Raw genomic sequence first — 19,500 nt, 5'->3', positions numbered from 1 at the left:
GTTTTCCTTACACTTCGCATGGAGCCATTAACGGCTCCGTTTTTTTAATGTCAACTGTGAAGGCCTTTTCCAAAATGAGCATCCTATTCGGGAGTCTTTTTTCTAAAACGATATAACTAGAGATACGAAAGCGAAGTGACGGGGCTGTTACTTTTTCTTCCATCGTTCTAAGCTGAAAGCAGCAACGAAAGACGTATTTCAAATTATGGCGCATCGGCGTTCCCGGAAAGGATGATTTCATGGAAAAATGGGTTGCGAGACTGGCTGAGTTGGAAAGTACGATGGTGGAATGGAGACGTCATCTGCACCGAAATCCGGAGTTATCGTTTCAGGAAGCGGCTACGGCGGCTTTTGTCGCGGAGACGTTGAGTGGGTTTGGCGGAATTGAGGTTCGAACCGGCGTTGGCGGCAATGGCGTGGTCGGGACGATTCGCGGCGGTAAGCCAGGGCCGACGATTGCTTTGCGCGCGGACTTCGATGCGCTGCCGATTCAAGATGAGAAAGATGTGCCTTACAAGTCGACGGTGCCGGGAGTGATGCATGCCTGCGGACACGACGGTCATACGGCTTCCCTGTTGGCAGTGGCGCAAGTGTTGAGCGAATGTCGGGAAGACTTGGCCGGGAATATCGTATTGCTGCACCAGCATGCCGAAGAAGCGCCGCCGGGCGGAGCGAAGGCGATGATCGAAGACGGCTGCTTGGACGGCGTGGATGAAGTATACGGTATCCATCTCGCTTCGCTTCAGCCGTACGGTTCGATCGGATACAAGCACGGATTTTTGACAGCCAGTGCCGATCTGTTCGAGATTCTGATTCAGGGCAAAGGCGGGCACGGCGCGTCGCCGCACCATTCGATCGACGCCGTAGCGCTCGGGGCACAGCTCATTAACGAGCTTCAGCTTCTGATCAGCCGCCGCGTCGATCCGATGCACCCTTCCGTCTTAACGGTAGGCTCGTTCCATGCAGGCACGACGCACAACGTCATCGCCGATCAAGCCAGAATGACCGGAACCGTGCGCACCTTCCAAGAGGAAGCGCGCGACAAGATTCAACAGGGCATCACCGCTTTGAGCGAAGGGTTATGTCATTCGTTTGACGCGACGTGCGAGATCGACTACCTGCGCGGTTATCCGGCAACGTTTAATCATGAAAAAGAAACGGACGAAGTCATTCGCATCTTGACCGACAGCGGCATCGCCAAGCTGGTCGAGCTTCCGGCGATGATGGGCGGCGAGGACTTCTCGTACTATCTTCAGGAAAAACCGGGAAGCTTCCTGATGGTCGGCGCGGCTTTCGAAGACAAGGAAAACTTCCCGCATCATCATCCGAAGTTCGATTTCGACGAACGTGCGCTGATGATGTCGGCCAAAGCGTTTCTGGCGATCGTGGATGGGCGATTGAATGCTAGGGTGGAAGCCACGACGGTTGAGACGGCTTCGGTATAAAATTTCAAGTTGCGCAAAAAAGTCGGGTTCCCAAGGAATCCGACTTTTTTTCATTGAAAAAAAGCTCGTTTTGATTCTTTCTTTTCGCTTATTCGCCGGTCGATTGCGGATACCTGAACTCTAACACGTCACTAACCAAGTATCCGTAATTACCTCCGGTCGGCGTTCGAACCCCGATCGAAATCGAACTCGATCTCACATAACCTTTTTTGGGAAGAATCCAAGCCGTGGTATCAAAAAGTTCTTTGTGATATACGCGAGTTATGGTGTTCAGTATTCCTTTCTTATAAAAATCATCCCGATTAGGACTATTAAATCCACTAATTTCGAAATGCGGAGGGAAATGAGTGGAATAAACTTCCGGTCTTTTATTGGATATCGTTCTTGTTTTGTAATACAAAATATAGCTATTCATCTGCTTGGAAACGGGAAGATCGTTCATGTTTTGATTGCCGACGTTATTGTCCCACTTCAGTTCTTTGATCGGCGGAAGCAATTTCAAATTCGGATCATTAGGGTCGGCAAGATCGATCGCGATCAACATATCCAACTTCCCTTCATATAGTCCGTCTCTCGATTTGACCGTCATTTTTTTCTCGTTCCAAAAGTCCGCAGACTCGTTTTTTCCATTGCTTCCGATCCATTTCTCCGGCGCGTAAAACACTTCCGGCATCACCGTGAAAATATTCGTTCCGTGCCAATATACTTCGGCACTGCTGACCGCGTATTTGTCGACCGGCAATTGTTCTCCGGCGTTCGCCGCCAAAATCCGCTCGATGACGACGACCGCTTGCGCTCTCGTCGTGGCTCTGTCCGGCGCGATCTCTCCTCTGCCTACTCCGGTCATGAGTCCGTTCTTTGTCGCGGTATACATCCACTTGCCTTCCGGGATGTACATCCAGGGGTGTTCTTTTTCGTTTTCTTTTTGGCCGATTGCCCGGCTTGCGATCCGTGCCATTTCTTCGCGGGTGAGCGTCTTGTTCCAGTTGGTTTCCGTATTCGCGAAGTCGTCCGTCTTATACAAACCTTGTTCGCCGGCAGCCGCTACATAAGGCGTATACCATTTGTCCGACTGCGACTCTATTTGCAGATTCAGCGCCGATACGACCATTTTGACGAATTCGGCCCGCGTGACGTTCACATCCGGTTTAAAGGTGCCGTTCGTATAGCCTGCGACATAACCTTTGGCTACCCCCTTGTTGATGCCGCCGGCTGCCCAATGATCGGATTGAATATCCCGGAACGGATTCGCAGAACCCCCTTCTGCTCCAGCCGATCCGCTCCCTAGCACATTTGCCGTCAACACGGTCGCCAGAGCAACCCCTGCCCATTTGGCGATCTTTTTCCCCATTTGTCCCACTCCTCTAATCATTTCATTTTTTCAAATCGGCAGCTTGCTTCAATCGGACGAACTCGCGTACGTCGTTTGAATTCAAGCAAGTTACCGGTTCCCAATTTTTGATTATACCTTCTTCACATACAAAAAGTAGAATTTGATCGCAAAGTTTCTTATTCCTTCATAAAATTCATGCTTCCGCGAAAAATCTTCATGCCAAAAAGCTGCCGAGAACTTCTCGACAGCTTAAGGCGCGTTTACCGAACTCCGATCTTCTAACGTTCCTCTACAGCCCCAGCCCTTGCCTGAATTCCCGCGGCGTTTTCCCGAATCGGCGCTTGAACGAACGGGTAAAGTTTTTTGGATTCTGATACCCTACCGCTTCGCTGACCTCGTATGTCCGACAGCCGCTTGCTTCCAACATTCCCGCCGCTTTGGACATCCGCACGTCATTGAGGTATTCCGAGAAATTAATACCCGTCTTCTGTTTGAAATATTTGCTCACATAAGTGGGATTCATGCGTACGGCCAACGCCGATCCTTCCAGCGTCGCTTCCGAGCAATCTTCCTCGATGTATTTCATGATGCGCAGGATGATCGGATCGGAAGCCCCTTCTTGCAGCGGAAATAAGGGTCTGCTCGTTTGCTCGGGTTCCGATACCAAGGCGGTTTGCGCTTCCTGATCCATTGCTTCTTTCAGCGCCGTGAAAATATCCTTCAGCTCCTGATACCGCGTCGGCTTCAGAATATAACTGCGCACCCCGAATTCCATCGCGCGGCAGGCCGCGTCGAAATCCCGATGCGCGCTCAGAAACACGATGCGCGGAGAGGTCTTTTGTCTATGCAAGTATTCGGCCACCTCAATACCGGTCATGACCGGCATCATCACGTCGCACAGCAGAACGTCGACGGAGTGGCAGCCGATATATTCCAGCGCTTCGAGCCCGTTTTGCGCAAATCCGTCCACTTCGAATCCCATTTCGCTCCACGGGAAGTAATTTCCCAATCCATGTCTGATTTCCGCTTCGTCGTCCGCAATCAGCAGCTTATACATGCACCAACCTCCTTTTTTTGATCGATTATATAACACAGTTAACGATTCTACAACCAAGAAAATTACAGAAAATATTACACGAATCTTTCACTGTGATTTGAATTTCCAGTTATTCCTCCTGCCTTTTTAACCTGTGCCAGAGGGATAACGATTTGCACCAGCGTTCCTTTTCCTTCGCGGCTATAGATCCGGAGTCCGTATTTTTTTCCGTAAGCAAGCTTTAATCTTTTATGGGTATTGGATACGCCGATATGCGCAGACTGCCCGAAAGGACCTTCTAGTTTGCTTTGCAGTTCCTGAAGCCGTCGAGGCGTCATTCCGCGGCCGTTATCGAACACGGATAAACGAAGCATCCCTCTACTCTCGTAAAGTTTGATTTTAATAACGCCGCCTTGCTGCCCGCGAAGGCCGTGGATCAGACTATTTTCGACCAAAGGCTGTAACAACAGCTTCAAGATCCGAATCTCGGCCCCTTGAGCACGGCAGTCCCAAACCACGTCAAAAGCTTCGCCGCTTCGCATGCGCTGAATGGCCAGATAAGATTCGGTATAGCGAATTTCCTCCTCGATCGTGACTTCTTTTTCTTCCAGATCCAACGCGCCTTTCAAAATCTCGCCGAGCTGCTCGATCATCTGTGTCAGTTCATTATCCATGCCGCCCGCCAGCGCCGCCGCTTTCCATTTTACGGTCTCCAGCGTATTGAGCAGAAAATGCGGATTCAACTGCGATTGCAGGGCGCTCAGCTCCATCAGCTCATTGACTGCTTTACGTCGGGCAAGCTGCGTTTTCAAATACTTTTTCTCCAAAAAATTCGCCAGGATCTGCTGCACGATATAAGCGTTAACGTCGTTTTTCCCCGCTCGCGCGGCCGGCTCGGTTCCTTGTTCGGCATCGTGCAGCATATCCACGATATGCCGAATATTGCGAACGTTGCGCCGGGCAAAAATCAAACTCACCGCGACCGCAGCCAAGATGGATAGCAGAGCGGCGATTCCCGTATATAACGCAAGCCGAATCGGCAGTTCGTATAAAGCCGCCTTCGGCGTGACCGACACGAAATGCAGACCGTACTGCGGCGATTGCAGTTCCAACACCTCATATCCCAGCGCGGCTTCTCCATACAAACGTTCGGGACGCATCGGATCGAACAAGGTTCGAGGCGTAAAGGAAGGCGGATTCGGCTCGTCGCCGCGAACGATCACCTGACGCTGCAAATCAGTGATCAGCAGATGCTGGTCGGAGGAAGTCGGCATCAACGAAAGCTGTTCCTTCAAATAGTCGAGTCGCACGTTCAAAACGATCACGGCGTCATTTTTCCCTTCAATATCGAGCATCTGATACAACGAAATGACGTCCGTACGAAACGTAGCCAACCCGTATTTGTCGAAGGAACGCGGCTCGCTCCACTGCTTATCCTTGCCCGTATCGCGATGAGCCGCATAACTTCCGTACCACTCCGCGTCATAGGTGTCGTCGAACGCCATCGTTCCTCCGGTCGTGGAAGAGATAAAGCGGCCGCGATCATTTTCCACGTAAACATAGATCGATTCGATATAAGGTCTGGCGATGGCCGGAGAGTCGATGAAGTTTTTGAATGAAGCCAACTCCCGATAATCTTCGGCGCTCGGCAGCGGCTCATTCAACATATTCCGCAGCCGATCGAATTCGAGCGCGCTGGAGACCGCATGCATATGCAGCGTATCCAACTCTTCAAACAACAGCTCCACATTCCCTTGCATGCGGTCCAGTACATTTTGATTAGCCGTCTGCGCCTCGATGCCCACATACCGCTGAATGATCGCGATCGATAATCCGCCCAGCATAATTAACGGAATGAGGACAGGCAGCATGAAGGACGAAAGGTTGCGAACAAAAAAGGTCCTGTAAACTTTCTTCACACCGTACTCTCCTTCCTTTGTCGTTCCATGACGCTTTACGTCGATTATAGCCGCTTACGCTGCAACGTTAAAGCATAAAAAAAACGCCCCTTGCGTAAGTAATGACACTTTTTCCACATTAAACTCTACTTTCTCTGCAAACCAGGACCCAAAAACCAATCTAAGTTACTTTCAGAAAATAGAGCTTCTCCTTACAATGAGGACATCAACGAAAGCTATCCTGACATAAGAGAGGAGCCAGGCGCGATGAACGATTTGCTCGAAGTGGATGGAATCGAAACGGTGTTTCGCACGGAACGCGGGGAAGTGACTTCGGTCGACGGCGTCAGCTTCCGACTCAAGGCAGGCGAGACGCTCGGAATCGTCGGCGAATCGGGCTGCGGCAAAAGCGTCACTTCGCTCTCCATCATGCGGCTGCTCGGCAAGACCGGCTCGATCCGCAAAGGCGAGATTCGACTGAACGGACGCAATATCACGGGGTTGGCCGAATCGGCCATGCGTCAGATCCGAGGCAGCGAAGTATCGATGATCTTTCAAGACCCGATGACGTCGCTCAACCCGGTGTTCACCATAGGCAGTCAACTGGTCGAATCGATCATGCTGCATCTGAATGTAAAAGGAAAAACGGCACGCAACCACGCGATCGATATGCTGCGCAAAGTCGGCATTTCGCGCCCGGAAGAAATCATGGATGAATATCCGCATAAGCTGTCCGGCGGCATGCGTCAGCGGGTGATGATCGCCATCGCGTTAGCCTGCGAACCCAAACTGCTGATCGCCGACGAGCCGACCACCGCGCTCGACGTGACCATCCAAGCACAAATTCTGGATCTGATGAAAAAGTTGCGGGAAGAAACCGGTACGGCGATCATGCTGATCACTCACGATCTGGGCGTCGTGGCGGAGATGGCGGATCGGGTCATCGTCATGTACGCGGGACAGGTCGTGGAAGAAGCGGACGTATTCACTTTATTCGACAAACCGCTGCATCCGTACACGACGGGCCTTATGGGCTCGATCCCTCACCTCGACGGAGATGACGAAGAGACGTTGGCCTCGATTCCGGGCACCGTGCCTCCGCTGCAAAACATGCCTCCCGGCTGCCGCTTTCATACCCGCTGCCCGCTCGCGACCGAGAAATGCTGCGCCGAAGCGCCGCCGCTGCTCGACTTGGGCGAAGGACATCGCGTTCGCTGCTGGGTGGCTCAAGGGGATTCGGAAGCAGCGAGTCCAGTGCCGGTTTCGTCCGCGAAAGGAGTGACGACATGATTGAATTTGAAGAAATGCCCATGGCCGCCGTTAGACCGGATACGGCCGATACTCTGCTGCGCTTGGACGGACTGACCACCTATTATCCGATTCGCAAAGGTTTGCTGGGACGGGTCAAAGGCCATGTGAAAGCCGTCGACGGCGTCAGCCTGGATATTCGCGAAGGCGAAACATTGGGGCTAGTCGGCGAATCCGGCTGCGGAAAATCGACGATCGGACGCACGATTCTGAGACTGGAGGAGTCGACGGGCGGACAGATCAGCTATCGGGGCGAAGACATCACCCGCTACTCGATCTCGAAAATGCGACCGCTTCGAACCGAGATGCAAATGATTTTTCAGGACCCTTTTTCCTCGCTTAATCCTTGGATGCGCGTACGGGATATTTTGAAAGAACCGATGCTCGCCCATGGCAAAGCGACCGCTGCCACGGCGGAAGCCGAGGTGGATCGCTTGCTGGACGCCGTAGGAATTCCCCGCTCCTACAAAGACCGCTACGCGCATGAATTCTCCGGCGGACAGCGGCAGCGGATCGGCATTGCGCGCGCGCTGTCGTTGAACCCCAAGTTTATCGTCTGCGACGAACCGGTATCCGCGCTGGACGTATCGATTCAGGCTCAGGTTCTCAACCTGCTCAAACAACTGCAAAAGGATCTGGGCCTGACCTATTTGTTCATCGCGCACGGCCTGGGCGCGGTCAAGTACATCAGTACGCGAATCGCGGTCATGTATCTCGGCAAGGTGGTCGAGATCGGAACGAAAGAAGACATTTTCCGCAATCCGAAGCATCCGTATACCCGGGTATTATTGAATGCTTATCCGGTTCCGAATCCTCGCTTGAGAGGAAGGGAAAAGATCGTGGTACAAGGGGATGTTCCTTCCCCGGCCAATCCTCCGTCCGGCTGTCGCTTCCATACGCGCTGCCCGTTTGCCCAGGAGCTTTGTCGTCAGGAAGAACCGCCGCTTGCCGCAGATGCAAGCGGACACGCAGCAGCGTGCCATTTCGCGTTTTGAATAAACCTGTTTCGCCGGCATCGGACGTGCTTGACGCCTAATCAAAAGGAGGGATTTCGCATGGTGACTTATATTGCGCGGCGGCTGCTGATTTTTATTCCGGTGCTGCTCGGGATCACGATCATTAACTTTATCATCGTCAACATGGCTCCCGGCAACCCGGTCGACATGTACATCGATCCGAATATGTCGCCGGAGATCGCCGAAGCCAAAAAAGAAGCGTTGGGCCTGAATGATCCGCTATTTGTCCAGTACATCAAGTGGCTCGGCACGCTGCTTACCGGAGACCTCGGTTACTCGATGAGTTCTTACGCTCCTGTGGCCCGGCTCGTCGGCGAACGGATCATGCCGACCGTCACGCTCGGACTCGCCGCTCTGGTGCTTGCGCTGCTGATCGCCGTGCCTCTCGGCATTATCAGCGCGTTGAAACAAAACACCAAGATCGATTATCTCGTTACGGGACTTTCGTTTATCGGCACGTCGATTCCGAATTTCTTCCTCGGGCTTGCTTTGATCTACATCTTCGCCGTCAACCTCGGCATCCTGCCGACGGGCGGTATGCAGAAGCTCGGAGGGGACGGCGGATTCGGAGATCGGATACTGCATATGATCCTGCCCGCAATCGTTCTTGCGACCGGAATTGCCGGACGCAAGGTCCGCTATGTTCGCGCCAGCATGCTGGAGGTGCTCAAGCAGGATTATCTGCGCACGGCCCGTTCGAAAGGCGTGCATGAATTTTGGGTGACCAACAAGCACGCCCTGCGCAACGCGCTGCTGCCGGTGATTACCGTCGTCGGCCTGGAAATTCCCATTCTGCTGGGCGGCGCGATTATTACGGAGCAGATCTTCCAGTGGCCGGGCATCGGCCAGTTGACGCTCCAGTCGATGATGTCGCGCGATTATCCGACGATTATGGCACTCAATCTGATTGCCGCAATCGCCGTGCTGGGTGCCAACCTGCTGACGGATATTCTGTATTCCGCAGCCGATCCTCGTATCAAGGTCGGTTAAGTCCGGCTTGATGCTTAACAATCGACTGTCTCGCCGCCTTTTCGTCCGTCATCATTGTTCACGCTTTCCACCCAATTTCAGGAGGTGACATCCATGTCTTCAACCAAGCTTCAGGCACTGTCTTCCGCAAACGTGCAAACTCCGGCAAACGTACAGATCGAACACTCGGAAAGCCGGTTTCGTCAAGTTTCCCGCCGTTTCTCAAAAAACAAGATGGCCGTGGCCGGATTGATCTTCTGCATTCTGCTGTTCGCGGTCGGATTGTTCGCCCCTTTGCTCCAGCCTTACCCGCCGGATCAGGTGACGGGCGACTTCTCCGCTCCGCCGAGTTCGGCACATTGGCTCGGCACGGATCAGATCGGACGCGATGTGCTCAGCCGGTTGATTTCGGCAGCACAAGTCTCCCTCCTTGTCGGCTTTGCGACGGTTGCCATCTACGTGGCTTTCGGCACGGTTGTCGGATTGCTGTCCGCTTATTACGGCGGCTGGATCGATACGTTAGTGATGCGGATTACCGACATGTTCATGGCTTTTCCGTTCATGATGGTCATTCTCGTCGTAGTCAGCGTCGTCGGGCCGAGTCTTTTCACCATCATTGCGGTGTTGGCTTTATTCTCTTGGCCGAGCATCGCGAGATTGGTACGCGGCAGCGTGCTATCGCTTAAGCAGGCTGACCATGTTCGGGCCGCCGTCTCGCTCGGGTTGAAGACGCCGCGCATTATCCGGCAGCATATTTTCCCCGGCGCATTGGCTCCGATCATCGTCAATGCCACGTTCGGCGTCGCTTCCGCGATCTTGACCGAATCGGGACTCAGCTTCCTCGGCATGGGCGTGCAGCCGCCGACCGCAAGCTGGGGCAATATGCTCAGCGAAGCCCAATCCATCTCCGTGCTGAGCGGTCAACCTTGGTTGTGGCTGCCTGCCGGCATGGCCATTCTGCTGACGGTGCTGGCGATTAATTTCGTCGGCGACGGACTGAGAGACGCGCTTGATCCGAAGCAATAAGATCGCGCATATCGTACAACTTCGCATAACCCAAGCTTAGCCTGACGTTTTACATCCGAACTTTCACAGGGGGTCTATTTGATGACGAACAACAAAAAAAGATGGACGGGACTGCTGCTCACCGCAGCCTTTGCCCTGACCCTTTCGGCCTGCGGAGGCAGCGGGTATACGACCACGAACGAAGCCGCCGCGACCGAAGCGTCGTCTTCCTCGTCGGGCAGCGGTACGGCGGTAATCGGGATCGTTAACCCGCCGACGACGCTTAATCCGATCAATCCCAACGATACCGCTTCGACCCAAGCCATTTCGATCATGAACGACAGCTTGATGGTGGTGAACGACAAGTTGGAATTCGATCCAAGGCTGGCGGAATCGATCGAGACGGAAGACAATCAGACGTTTACGATTCATCTGCAAGACAAAGCCGTTTGGAACGACGGCACCGACTTCACGTCCGAAGACGTCGAATACACGTTGGGCATGATCGCCGCTCCGGCCGTAACCACCAACATCAATCTCTCTTTCATCGAAGGTTTGAATGACTCCGGCAAGCTTGAGGAAGGTCAGACCGCAATATCCGGCTTCGCCGCGGTCGACGACAAGACGTTTACGATCACCACCAAATATCCGGTCGAGATCACTTATTTCAACGACAACTTCAGCGGCAAAGTCCGTTTCCTGCCCCGGCATGTGCTGAAGGATACCGCTCCGGCGGATCTCGACAAAAGTCCGTACATGCAAAACCCGACCGTCTCGATCGGTCAGTTCAGCTTCGTGAAATTCGCGAAAGACCAATACGTGCAATACAAAGCCAATGAAAGCTACTACTTGGGCGCGCCGAAACTGGCCGAACTGTACGTCAAGATCCTCACGGCACCGAACATGGTCGCGCAGCTTCAGACCGGCGAGGTAGACGCGAACATGGATCGCACAGGACTCATTCCGGTCGAAGATTTCGAAAAAGTGTCGAACATGACCAACGTGACGTCTTCGTTCTCGCCGATCAGCACGCCGGTCTCCGTCATGTTCAACGTGCAAAAAATGACCGATCCGAAGGTACGCCAAGCGCTAGAAATGGCCGTCAATCGTCCGCAAATCGTCGACAAACTGCTCAAAGGCAACGGCGAGATCGTCGATAACATGCTGCCGAGCACGCACCCGTTCTACAACAGCAGTATCGAACCGTACGCTTACGACCCGGATGCGGCGAAAAAATTGCTTGAAGAAGCCGGATGGGACTTCGGCCAAGTGATCCACTTCTCGATCCCGGTCGGCAACAAAGTCCGCGAGCAAGCTTCCGAACTGGTCGCCGCCGACTGGAAAGCGATCGGTCTGCAAGTCGAAATCCAAAAGTTCGACTTCCCTACCCTGCTGCAAAAGCTGGTCTCCAACGATTATGAAGTCGGCGTCGTCACCATCCCGTACACCGCCGATCCAAGTTCCGTTTTCAATTACTTCACGCCGGCCAGCGCAATGAACTTCACCGGAATCGACGATCCGGAATTGACCGCCTTGATCGAAAAAGGCGCCAAAGAAACCGATACGGCGGCGCGCAAAGAAGCATATAACCAAGTCCAACAATATTTTCACGAAAACGTCCCTCAATTCGCGATGTATGTCGATAATTTGATGTCCGCGCAGTCGAACAGCCTGACCGGCAAAGTCGGTCCGGATATGTTGAACAATGTGTATCTGTGGGAGAAGAGCGAATAAGGATCTCAGCCCCTCGGTCGGCTGTGAAAATCCTATTCGCTGAAGGCTAAAGGCTGCGGGAGAAATTCGTTCAAGACGCTGTCTCACCGGGAAAATTCGATTAGATATTTAGTGGAATGTTTCCCGGTTCAAAGGCGTCTTTCACTGAATTCTCCCTCCGCTTGCGCTTCGCTCGCTGTATTTTGTACATCCAACCGGGCTTCGGTCCTTATTCCAAGAAAGTAGGTGTTGCATATGCGTCTCGCGGAAACGGTATCGGAATTGGTGGAACGGAAAAAGAAAGTGTTCACGGATGCCAGTGATCGGGTGTGGGAGTTCGCGGAGATTCGGTATGAGGAGTTTGAGTCGGCGGAGCTGCTCAGTCGGGTGTTGGAACAGGAAGGTTTTTCGGTGGAGCGGCAGGCGGCGGGGATTCAAACGGCATTTGTCGCCAGCTTCGGAAGCGGCAAGCCGGTGATTGCACTGCTTGGTGAATATGATGCGTTAGCCGGATTGAGTCAGCAGGCCGGATTAGATAACTTTGATCCGGTCGCTGCGGGCGGGCACGGGCATGGATGCGGGCATAATCTGCTCGGCACGGGGGCATTGGCTGCTGCGGTTGCGGTTAAGGATTATCTGATCGCGAATAAAGTTCCGGGCACGGTGCGCTTCTACGGTTGTCCGGCCGAGGAAAGCGGCGCGGGCAAGACTTTTATGGCGCGAAAAGGATTGTTCGACGACGTGGATACGGCGATCACGTGGCATCCGGGTACGAGCAATGCGATTATGCAGGTCACTTCGCTGGCAACGACGACGGTGCGTTTTCGCTTTTTAGGAAAAAGCACGCATGCCGCGGCTGAACCTCATTTGGGTCGAAGCTCGCTGGACGCGGTCGAGCTGATGAGCGTCGGCGTGAACTATATGCGGGAGCATATGATCGATCAGGCGCGTATTCATTATGCCGTGCTGAATACAGGCGGGAGTGCACCCAACGTGGTTCAGTCCGAAGCGGAAGTACTGTATTCCATTCGGGCACCGAAATCGGCGCAGGTGCGCGAATTGTTCGAGCGCGTGAAAGACGTCGCTCGCGGCGCGGCTTTGATGAGCGGAACTCGAATGGAATTTTTCGTTACCGGAGCGACGTCCGACCTGATTCCGAATCCGACGTTGGAACGCGTGATGCATCGCCATATGGAGGAGATTGCTCCGCCGGTGCCTTCCGCTGAAGACATTGCGTTCGCGCAGCGTATTTTCGCTTCGATTCCGGAACCGGATAAACAGTCTGCGGCCAGTCGGACGAGTCGGGAAAAAGCAGCGGCTTTGCGGGAAAATCCTCTTCTGCCGGAACTTGCTCCCCTGATCGAAGGCAGCATGCCGATGTCCGCTTCCACGGATGTCGGCGATGTGAGCTGGCTTGTTCCGACGATCCAATGCACGACCGCGACTTGGGCCTTCTCGACGCCCGGGCATTCCTGGCAAGCCGTTGCTCAGGGGCAATCTCCTCATGCGCACAAAGCGATGTTGTATGCCGGAAAAGCAATGGCGGCTACCGCGATCGAAGCTTTGCTTGATCCGCAGCTGATTGCAGCCGCCAAGCAGGATCTGGCGCTTCAACTGGCGGGAGAACCTTATGTCTGTCCGATTCCGGAAGATGTACATCCTCCTCAGCCGCAAAATCCGGCGAATACGCGGGAAGCGATGACCCTGTCAACTTAGGCCTGCACGATGTATCACGGTCTCCAACCGTGCAAAGCACGTAAAAAGCCCGGAGCGCAGAGATTCGATCAAGTCGAATCTTTATGCTCTCGGGCATTTTCCGTTTGAATATAAGTTTATCTAACGATTCGGATTACTTCGAGTCTTCAAGAAATCCTTTTTCGAAAATACCGAGCAGGTTCTCCAAAGTCGTCGGATCGCTATAGGAAGACGCTCTCGATTCGAACTCGATCACATGTCCCTCTTTCACAGCCGGAATCTGATTCCAGATATCGGAGCCGACGATCTCGTTGCTTGCGTCCAGCTTGCGGCTCACGAGAACGAAATCGCCCATATACTCCGGCAGCACTTCGAGCGACAGCGAGTAGTAGCCTTCCGTCGAGACCGCCTCTTTCACTTTCTCCGGCATTTTCAGTCCCATGGCCTGATAGACGATTTCCGTGCCGCGCGCCCAGCTTTCGCCCATGACGTAAGCGCTTTTTCCGTCGACTTCGATCACGGATACCGTTACGTCTTCGCCGTATTTCGCTTTGATCTTTTCGCCGACCGCCGATGCGCGCTTCGAGAAGTCGTCCGCCCATGCTTGGGCTTCCGCTTCTTTGCCGAGCAGCTTGCCGATCTCGACCTGCTGATCCAGATAATTCAGTTTGCCCCACGTGTATGCGACCGTCGGCGCGATTTTGCTGAGTTGGTCCAAATTCTTCGTCGTCGAGCCGGCGATAATCAGGTCCGGAGCTTGAGCGGCTACCGTTTCGGGTTGTTCTTCGGTTACGACCGCCACGTCTTTCAATTTATCGGTAAACAGCGGGTTTTCCCCTGTCCATTGATCGACGCCTACCGGAGTTACGCCGAGCGACAGCACGTTCGGGGCATTCGTCAAAGCGACGATGCGCGAAGGATTGGCGGGAACCTCCACCGGTCCGGTTTCCGATTCGTACGTTACCGTACCCGATGCCGTTTCTTCCGCCGCTGCCGGTTCGGAATTCGTCGCTTCCGCGCTAGTTTCCGTTGTTTCCGTCGCAGGAGCGCTTGACTCCGTTTGCGCATTGCCGCAAGCGCTCAGTACGAGCACGAAAAGCAGCAGCAGCGCCGCTGCCCAATACGAATTCTTTTTCATCATTCCGATATCCCCCTGAAGTCTGTATTCTTTATCTGCGAATAGTGATAATCGTTATCATATCCAAAAGAAGTTTAGATGTTGGAGGAGTTAATGTCAATACGGAAAGCAAAAAATAGGGATTACCCGGGTACCGGCAATGCTCCGTCGAACGTCGTCCCCAGCGAAGCCGCAAACCGGTGCAGCGCCCGCTCCACGCTCGCGCGGATCTCCGAATCGGTTCCCCCGTCTTCCCACCACCACTGCTTGATGACAAGCGGCTCCGTGCCGCGCTGCTTCTCCGGCTCGAACCGGGCAACGAATCGGCCGTCGGCCGCAACCGGAAGCACGTAGTAACCGTACCTGCGCTCGGCCGCCGGTTTGTACACCTCCCAAAGATAATCGAAACCGAACAATTCCCGAATCAACTTTCGATCCCATAACAAATTGTCCAGCGGCGCCAACACGCAAGCCCGCATCGGACGTCCCGTTTCTACGTCTTTCCCTTCTAGCGGTCCGGCCGACAATGATGCTTCCAACAGCGGGATATCGCCTGCGCGAATATACAACGGATGGACCAGCCCCTCTACCGACACCTCCGTAATTTCGCCTCGGTCGATCAAAGCGGCAAAAGCGGCCAATCGCTGCGGAGCTTTGATTCCCGTCATCAACAATGCGTCGCTCGGGCGATTCCAGAGCAGCCCTACGCTGCCGATCCGACGCAGGAGATACCATTCATAATAAGAAGCATCATCGGAAAAAGGATCTTCCAAACCATATAGTTCCTCCGGCACGATGCGCTCGGCCAACTCGTAGTATTTGCGGCCGGACGTTTTATGATGCACGACCAACCGGCCCGCGAAATACGATCCTTCCAACGCCGCGCGGGACAGTCTCGTCGGCCCCCACGCCCAATCGACCTTTTCGTTATATTGCAAATCTCCCGAACATAAAGGGCCGCGCTGCGCGATCTCGTCCAATGCCGCGGTCGCTGCCGCCGGATTGGACCGGAACCAGGCTTGATGTTTGCGGCGATGACGTTCGAAAAACGGCCAGTCCTCCATCGGGAAGATCGCCATATTTTTGTCCCAATAATCGACCAGGCTTCTTTCTTCGTAAAGTAATTCCCATAGCATGTTACGATTGAAATCCGAAATTCTCGATTGAAGCACCAGTTCGGGATTCGTGCCCACGACGTTCAACGGATCGAACTGAATGCAGCCGACTCGGCGGATATACTCCAAAATTCCTGTTTTGCCTGCCGAATCGAACTTATGCGACAATCCATGATAATCGAATAAAAAGCATCTTGCCTGTTCAAGCGTCAATGTAATCGCCTTTTGCGCCAATGGGTTCGCCCCTTTCGCCTATGCTTTACTTTGCTTGTTGCTCGTATGTTATCAAGAAAAACCGGACAGCAGGTTGTCCGGTTTTTCTTCGATCTTATTCGGCGGGTCGAGAGCGCCGAACGCTGCGGGAGAAATTATTGTACGCTTCGTTCGGAAAGAACGCTCAGCCTTTGAACATCAATCGGACAGCCGCGATCAGCAAACATACCGATAGAACGCGAACGACAGCGATCGCGGGAATTTTGGATGCGACGCGGGCGCCGATCTGTCCGCCTGCCAAAGCCCCGATCGCCAACCAAATGAACTTGTCCCACATCACGTGTCCCAGCACCGCATGGGAGACGGTTCCGACGAATGCGGACAGCAGGATCGAGAACATGGAGGTGGCGGTTGCGATATGCGGCGGGAAGGCCAGGAACAGGATCATGGTCGGCACCATGACCGATCCGCCGCCGATCCCGAACAGACTGGACAGAAAGCCGACGAAAAAGGCGACTACGGCGGCGAATGTCATGTTGAACGAATATTCATGCCGCTGACCCGAAGCATCGAGCAGGCTGCGGCTGACGTTCGGTTTTAAAAAGCCGTCGCGGCTCTTTTTCGGTTTGAAGTTGATCGAGATCGCCATCAGCACCAGGAAGATGCCGAGCGATACGAAGAATACCCGATTTTCGATGACTCCCGTCGTCCAAGCTCCGAGAATCGAACCCGGAATCATGGCAACGGCGAACGTCAATCCGCTTCGGTAATCGATCCGTTTTTGACCCGCGTAAGCGATCGTGCTGGAGATGGCGCTGACGAACAATACCGCCATCGACGTGCCGGAGATATCGGATACCGGAATGACGTACATCAGAGCCAGAATAGGGACCATGATGAAGCCTCCGCCGAGACCCGCGATAGCGCCGCATAACGAGGCCAGCATCCCGACGGCGATCAAAATAATAATTTCCATAAACAGTCCTTTCCTTTATCGCTAAAATAGTAAAGTTCCGCTTATTCTCATTCCCCGCACCTCGAGTCCGCCAAACGGCGAATCAAATGATAGGTGCAGCGAATCCCTTCCAAAAAGTCGGCAATCCCCGTGTTTTCGTTCGGCGAATGGTTGGCTTCGTCATACGGCGCGTAAGGAACGATGACGGACGGCGCGCCTAATACCGAGGTCCAGACGTAGTCCGGCAGCGTTCCGCCCATTGCGGGCTGCACGACCGGTTCCAGCGCGCAGGCTTCCGTAACGGTCTCGATCACGGTGCGAATGATCGGCAGATCAATCGGCGTTTTCGACGGCGGCACGGACATGATGCGCTCGATGCCGATGTCCGGCGCATGCTTTTTCACATGGCGTTCCAACTTTGCATACATATCGAGCGGGTCCTGACCGGACACCAACCGAACATCCAGATATGCTTCGGCCGTAGCCGGAATGATCCCTTTATCCCGACCTCCCGCGTGCAGGCCGAAGACGTTGAACGTAGGTTCCAGCGACAAGCGCCGATAATACGTTTCCCCGTCCAGATCGATGCCGTCATGCCCCACCTGCCTTTTCAAATCATCCAGATCGAACGGCAAACGCCGCAGCGCTTCCGCATCGGCTTCGCTCACCTCGGGAATGCCGTCATAAAACCCTTCGATCTGCACGGTGCCGTCGTCGGACCGCATGCCGTGCAGTAAAGCGACCAGAGGCCAGACCGGATTCGGCACGATATTGCCTTTATTGCCGGAATGGTTGTCCCAAGCTGCTCCTTTCGACGTCAAACGCGCCGACAAAGCACCGCGAACGCCCAGCAGTACCACCGGCGCGCCGCTTGCATGCTTGGGACCGTCGGACGTATAAACCAGATCGGCCTTCAGCAGCTCGCGATGATTCGCCACGAAATCCGCCAGTGACGGGCTGCCCGTTTCTTCTTCGCCTTCGATCAGAATTTTGAGGGTAACCGGCAATCCGCCGTGCAGCTTGAGGTAATTCCGAACCGCCAAAACATGCGCCAAAAATTGGCCTTTGTTATCGCCTGCTCCGCGCGCATAAATCTTGCCGTCCCGGATTTGCGGTTCGAACGGATCGGATTTCCATTCGTTCAGCGGGTCCGGCGGCATCACATCGTAGTGTCCGTATAGCAGCACCGTCGGCGCGTCGACCGCTTGCCCGGAAGCCGCGATCTCTCCGTACACGATCGGATACGCGCCCGGACGGTACACCGTTGTTCGGAAGCCTTCCTGCTCAAGCAGCAGACGCACCGCTTCCGCGCATTCTTCCATGCCTTCGCCGGTATGGCTGATGCTTTTTTGGCGGAGCAGCTTTTGCAGTATCTCAATAAACTCGGTTTCGCCCTGCTCGATCGCGCGGTCGATCTCCGTAAAGTCGTATGTAGTCAAAAAAAGCCCCTCCGTTTCCGTATGCGAACATGACAACCTCTTCGCCGACTGCGCTAAATCAATCCGCCATTGATTGGCTCCAGTACGGTTTTCCACCAAGCGCCGCGTCGTTTCAAACATTCGGGATCTCTTTGCCGCAAAAAGTCGGTCAACACAACGAAAACCGCCCTTCGAAGACAAATATCCCGGTTTCCAGCCTTCGCCCCCATCGCCCGAACGTGTTGATCGCTTTAAACCCGAACCCGTCCGGCAGCTTCTCCAGAAGCTGCCGCATCTTCTCTTCTTTCTGTATATTCCTAAGTTGTTCCCACTCCGATATCTCCGTATGCTCCACCCGGTTCCTCTCCTTCCGCAATCCTTCGAACCCTTTCCTCCTAGTTTACCGTCCACTCCCCCCAGCAGCAAGATTCCAATGTCTTTCTCTCTTCCTACAAAAAAAGAACCCATCCGAAGATGAGTTCTTTTTGCGCATTCCTATTCCGGCGAAGCCTAGGCGGAGGGAGAAATTTAGTGAGAGACGCCTTTGAAGAAGGAAAGCTGAAAGCTTTCTTTCTGAGACAACGGCTCGAACGAATTTCTCCCGCAGCCGCCCCAACTTCGCCTTCTCGAATAGGAACTACCCGCAACACCTTATCCCAGGAAGTGTTCCCCAAACCATCGGTGTGCCCCTTCCGCTTCGGTCCGCGTCAACTGGTGCCCGAAATGCTCCCAGTTCGCTTTTACCGCAGCGCCAGCGCCTTCCAATAGCTCGATCAATTCCTCCGTATTCGCCGCCGGTACCATTCCGTCGTTGCGGCCTGCGCCTACGAATACCTGCACGCCGTTTAGATCCGGCAGTTCCAGCCCGCGCATCGGCACCATCGGGTGATGCAGTATCGCTCCTTTGAAAGCACCTTCGAAGTGGAACATCAGGCTCGTCGCGATGTTCGCTCCGTTGGAATAGCCGAGCGCCACCAGATTCGAAGCATCGAAACCGTATTGCACGGCCGCTTCGTTCAGAAAATCGCGGATCTCGTTCGTGCGGAAGACCAAATCTTCTTCGTCGAATACTCCTTCCGCCAACCGGCGGAAGAAGCGCGACATGCCGTTCTCGGATACGCTGCCGCGGAGCGACAGGATCGAAGCTCCCGGCGCAACCATCTCGGCGAGCGGAATCAAGTCGTTTTCGGTACCGCCCGTTCCGTGAAAGACCACTACCGTCGGCAAGGCTTCGTTCGTTCCTTTTTGGAAAATATGTTTCATG

15 protein-coding genes are annotated in these 19,500 nt (G+C 54.1%); 7 read left to right on the top strand and 8 right to left on the bottom strand.

Translation table 11 applies throughout. The annotated features are described in order from the left end of the window. Positions 1-239 precede the first annotated feature (239 nt). Positions 240-1,445: an amidohydrolase gene (locus HRQ63_RS00675; protein ID WP_172237649.1), complete on the top strand. Its 1,206-nt coding sequence runs from the start codon at positions 240-242 to the stop codon at positions 1,443-1,445. 88 nt (positions 1,446-1,533) lie between these two features. Here the strand turns inward: HRQ63_RS00675 and HRQ63_RS00670 are convergent, their stop codons facing one another. The 3 genes from HRQ63_RS00670 to HRQ63_RS26235 form a co-directional block, all read right to left on the bottom strand. Beyond that, positions 1,534-2,796: an S-layer homology domain-containing protein gene (locus HRQ63_RS00670; protein ID WP_172237646.1), complete on the bottom strand. Its 1,263-nt coding sequence runs from the start codon at positions 2,794-2,796 to the stop codon at positions 1,534-1,536. A gap of 271 nt (positions 2,797-3,067) precedes the next feature. Next, a complete protein-coding gene (locus HRQ63_RS00665) occupies positions 3,068-3,835 on the bottom strand; it encodes a response regulator transcription factor (RefSeq protein WP_172237643.1) in 768 nt (255 codons plus the stop codon). 74 nt (positions 3,836-3,909) lie between these two features. Then, a complete protein-coding gene (locus HRQ63_RS26235; protein WP_172237640.1) occupies positions 3,910-5,733 on the bottom strand; it encodes a cache domain-containing sensor histidine kinase in 1,824 nt (607 codons plus the stop codon). 246 nt (positions 5,734-5,979) lie between these two features. Here HRQ63_RS26235 and HRQ63_RS00655 point away from each other — a divergent pair, with 246 nt between their 5' ends. From HRQ63_RS00655 to HRQ63_RS00630, 6 genes are all read left to right on the top strand, one after another. Continuing rightward, positions 5,980-7,002: an ABC transporter ATP-binding protein gene (locus HRQ63_RS00655; protein ID WP_172237637.1), complete on the top strand. Its 1,023-nt coding sequence runs from the start codon at positions 5,980-5,982 to the stop codon at positions 7,000-7,002. Next, the gene (locus tag HRQ63_RS00650) at positions 6,999-8,015 is read left to right on the top strand and encodes an ABC transporter ATP-binding protein (protein ID WP_172237634.1); all 1,017 of its coding nucleotides are present in this window, start codon (positions 6,999-7,001) and stop codon (positions 8,013-8,015) included. Before HRQ63_RS00655 ends, HRQ63_RS00650 begins: the two co-directional genes overlap by 4 nt. 60 nt (positions 8,016-8,075) lie before the next feature. Beyond that, a complete protein-coding gene (locus tag HRQ63_RS00645; RefSeq protein ID WP_172237631.1) occupies positions 8,076-9,026 on the top strand; it encodes an ABC transporter permease in 951 nt (316 codons plus the stop codon). A 93-nt stretch (positions 9,027-9,119) separates the two neighbouring features. Further along, positions 9,120-10,031, top strand: coding sequence for an oligopeptide ABC transporter permease (gene opp4C / locus HRQ63_RS00640; RefSeq protein WP_172237628.1), 912 nt, complete (start codon positions 9,120-9,122; stop codon positions 10,029-10,031). 81 nt (positions 10,032-10,112) lie between these two features. Next, positions 10,113-11,744 carry an ABC transporter substrate-binding protein gene (locus tag HRQ63_RS00635; protein ID WP_172237625.1) on the top strand — a complete coding sequence of 544 codons (1,632 nt, stop codon included), beginning with the start codon at positions 10,113-10,115 and terminating at the stop codon, positions 11,742-11,744. A 234-nt stretch (positions 11,745-11,978) separates the two neighbouring features. Beyond that, positions 11,979-13,439, top strand: a complete 1,461-nt coding sequence (locus HRQ63_RS00630; protein WP_172237622.1) for a M20 family metallopeptidase — start codon at positions 11,979-11,981, stop codon at positions 13,437-13,439. Positions 13,440-13,572: 133 nt separating this feature from the next. Here HRQ63_RS00630 and HRQ63_RS00625 read toward each other — a convergent pair whose 3' ends face one another. The 5 genes from HRQ63_RS00625 to HRQ63_RS00605 form a co-directional block, all read right to left on the bottom strand. Further along, complete coding sequence (locus HRQ63_RS00625; protein WP_172240429.1) at positions 13,573-14,556, bottom strand: iron-hydroxamate ABC transporter substrate-binding protein; 984 nt, start codon at positions 14,554-14,556, stop codon at positions 13,573-13,575. 122 nt (positions 14,557-14,678) lie between these two features. Further along, complete coding sequence (locus HRQ63_RS00620; protein WP_172237619.1) at positions 14,679-15,884, bottom strand: winged helix-turn-helix domain-containing protein; 1,206 nt, start codon at positions 15,882-15,884, stop codon at positions 14,679-14,681. 163 nt (positions 15,885-16,047) lie between these two features. After that, positions 16,048-16,839 carry a sulfite exporter TauE/SafE family protein gene (locus tag HRQ63_RS00615; RefSeq protein ID WP_172237616.1) on the bottom strand — a complete coding sequence of 264 codons (792 nt, stop codon included), beginning with the start codon at positions 16,837-16,839 and terminating at the stop codon, positions 16,048-16,050. 47 nt (positions 16,840-16,886) lie between these two features. After that, positions 16,887-18,257, bottom strand: a complete 1,371-nt coding sequence (locus tag HRQ63_RS00610) for a M20/M25/M40 family metallo-hydrolase (RefSeq protein ID WP_229714023.1) — start codon at positions 18,255-18,257, stop codon at positions 16,887-16,889. A 630-nt stretch (positions 18,258-18,887) separates the two neighbouring features. Continuing rightward, positions 18,888-19,499: an alpha/beta hydrolase gene (locus HRQ63_RS00605; protein ID WP_172237610.1), complete on the bottom strand. Its 612-nt coding sequence runs from the start codon at positions 19,497-19,499 to the stop codon at positions 18,888-18,890. Position 19,500: the final 1 nt, after the last annotated feature.

The organism is Saccharibacillus endophyticus (assembly GCF_013185185.1).
GTDB lineage: Bacteria > Bacillota > Bacilli > Paenibacillales > Paenibacillaceae > Saccharibacillus > Saccharibacillus endophyticus.
The sequence above is the reverse complement of the archived record's forward strand: the minus strand, read 5'-3'. Positions and strand labels throughout refer to the sequence as shown.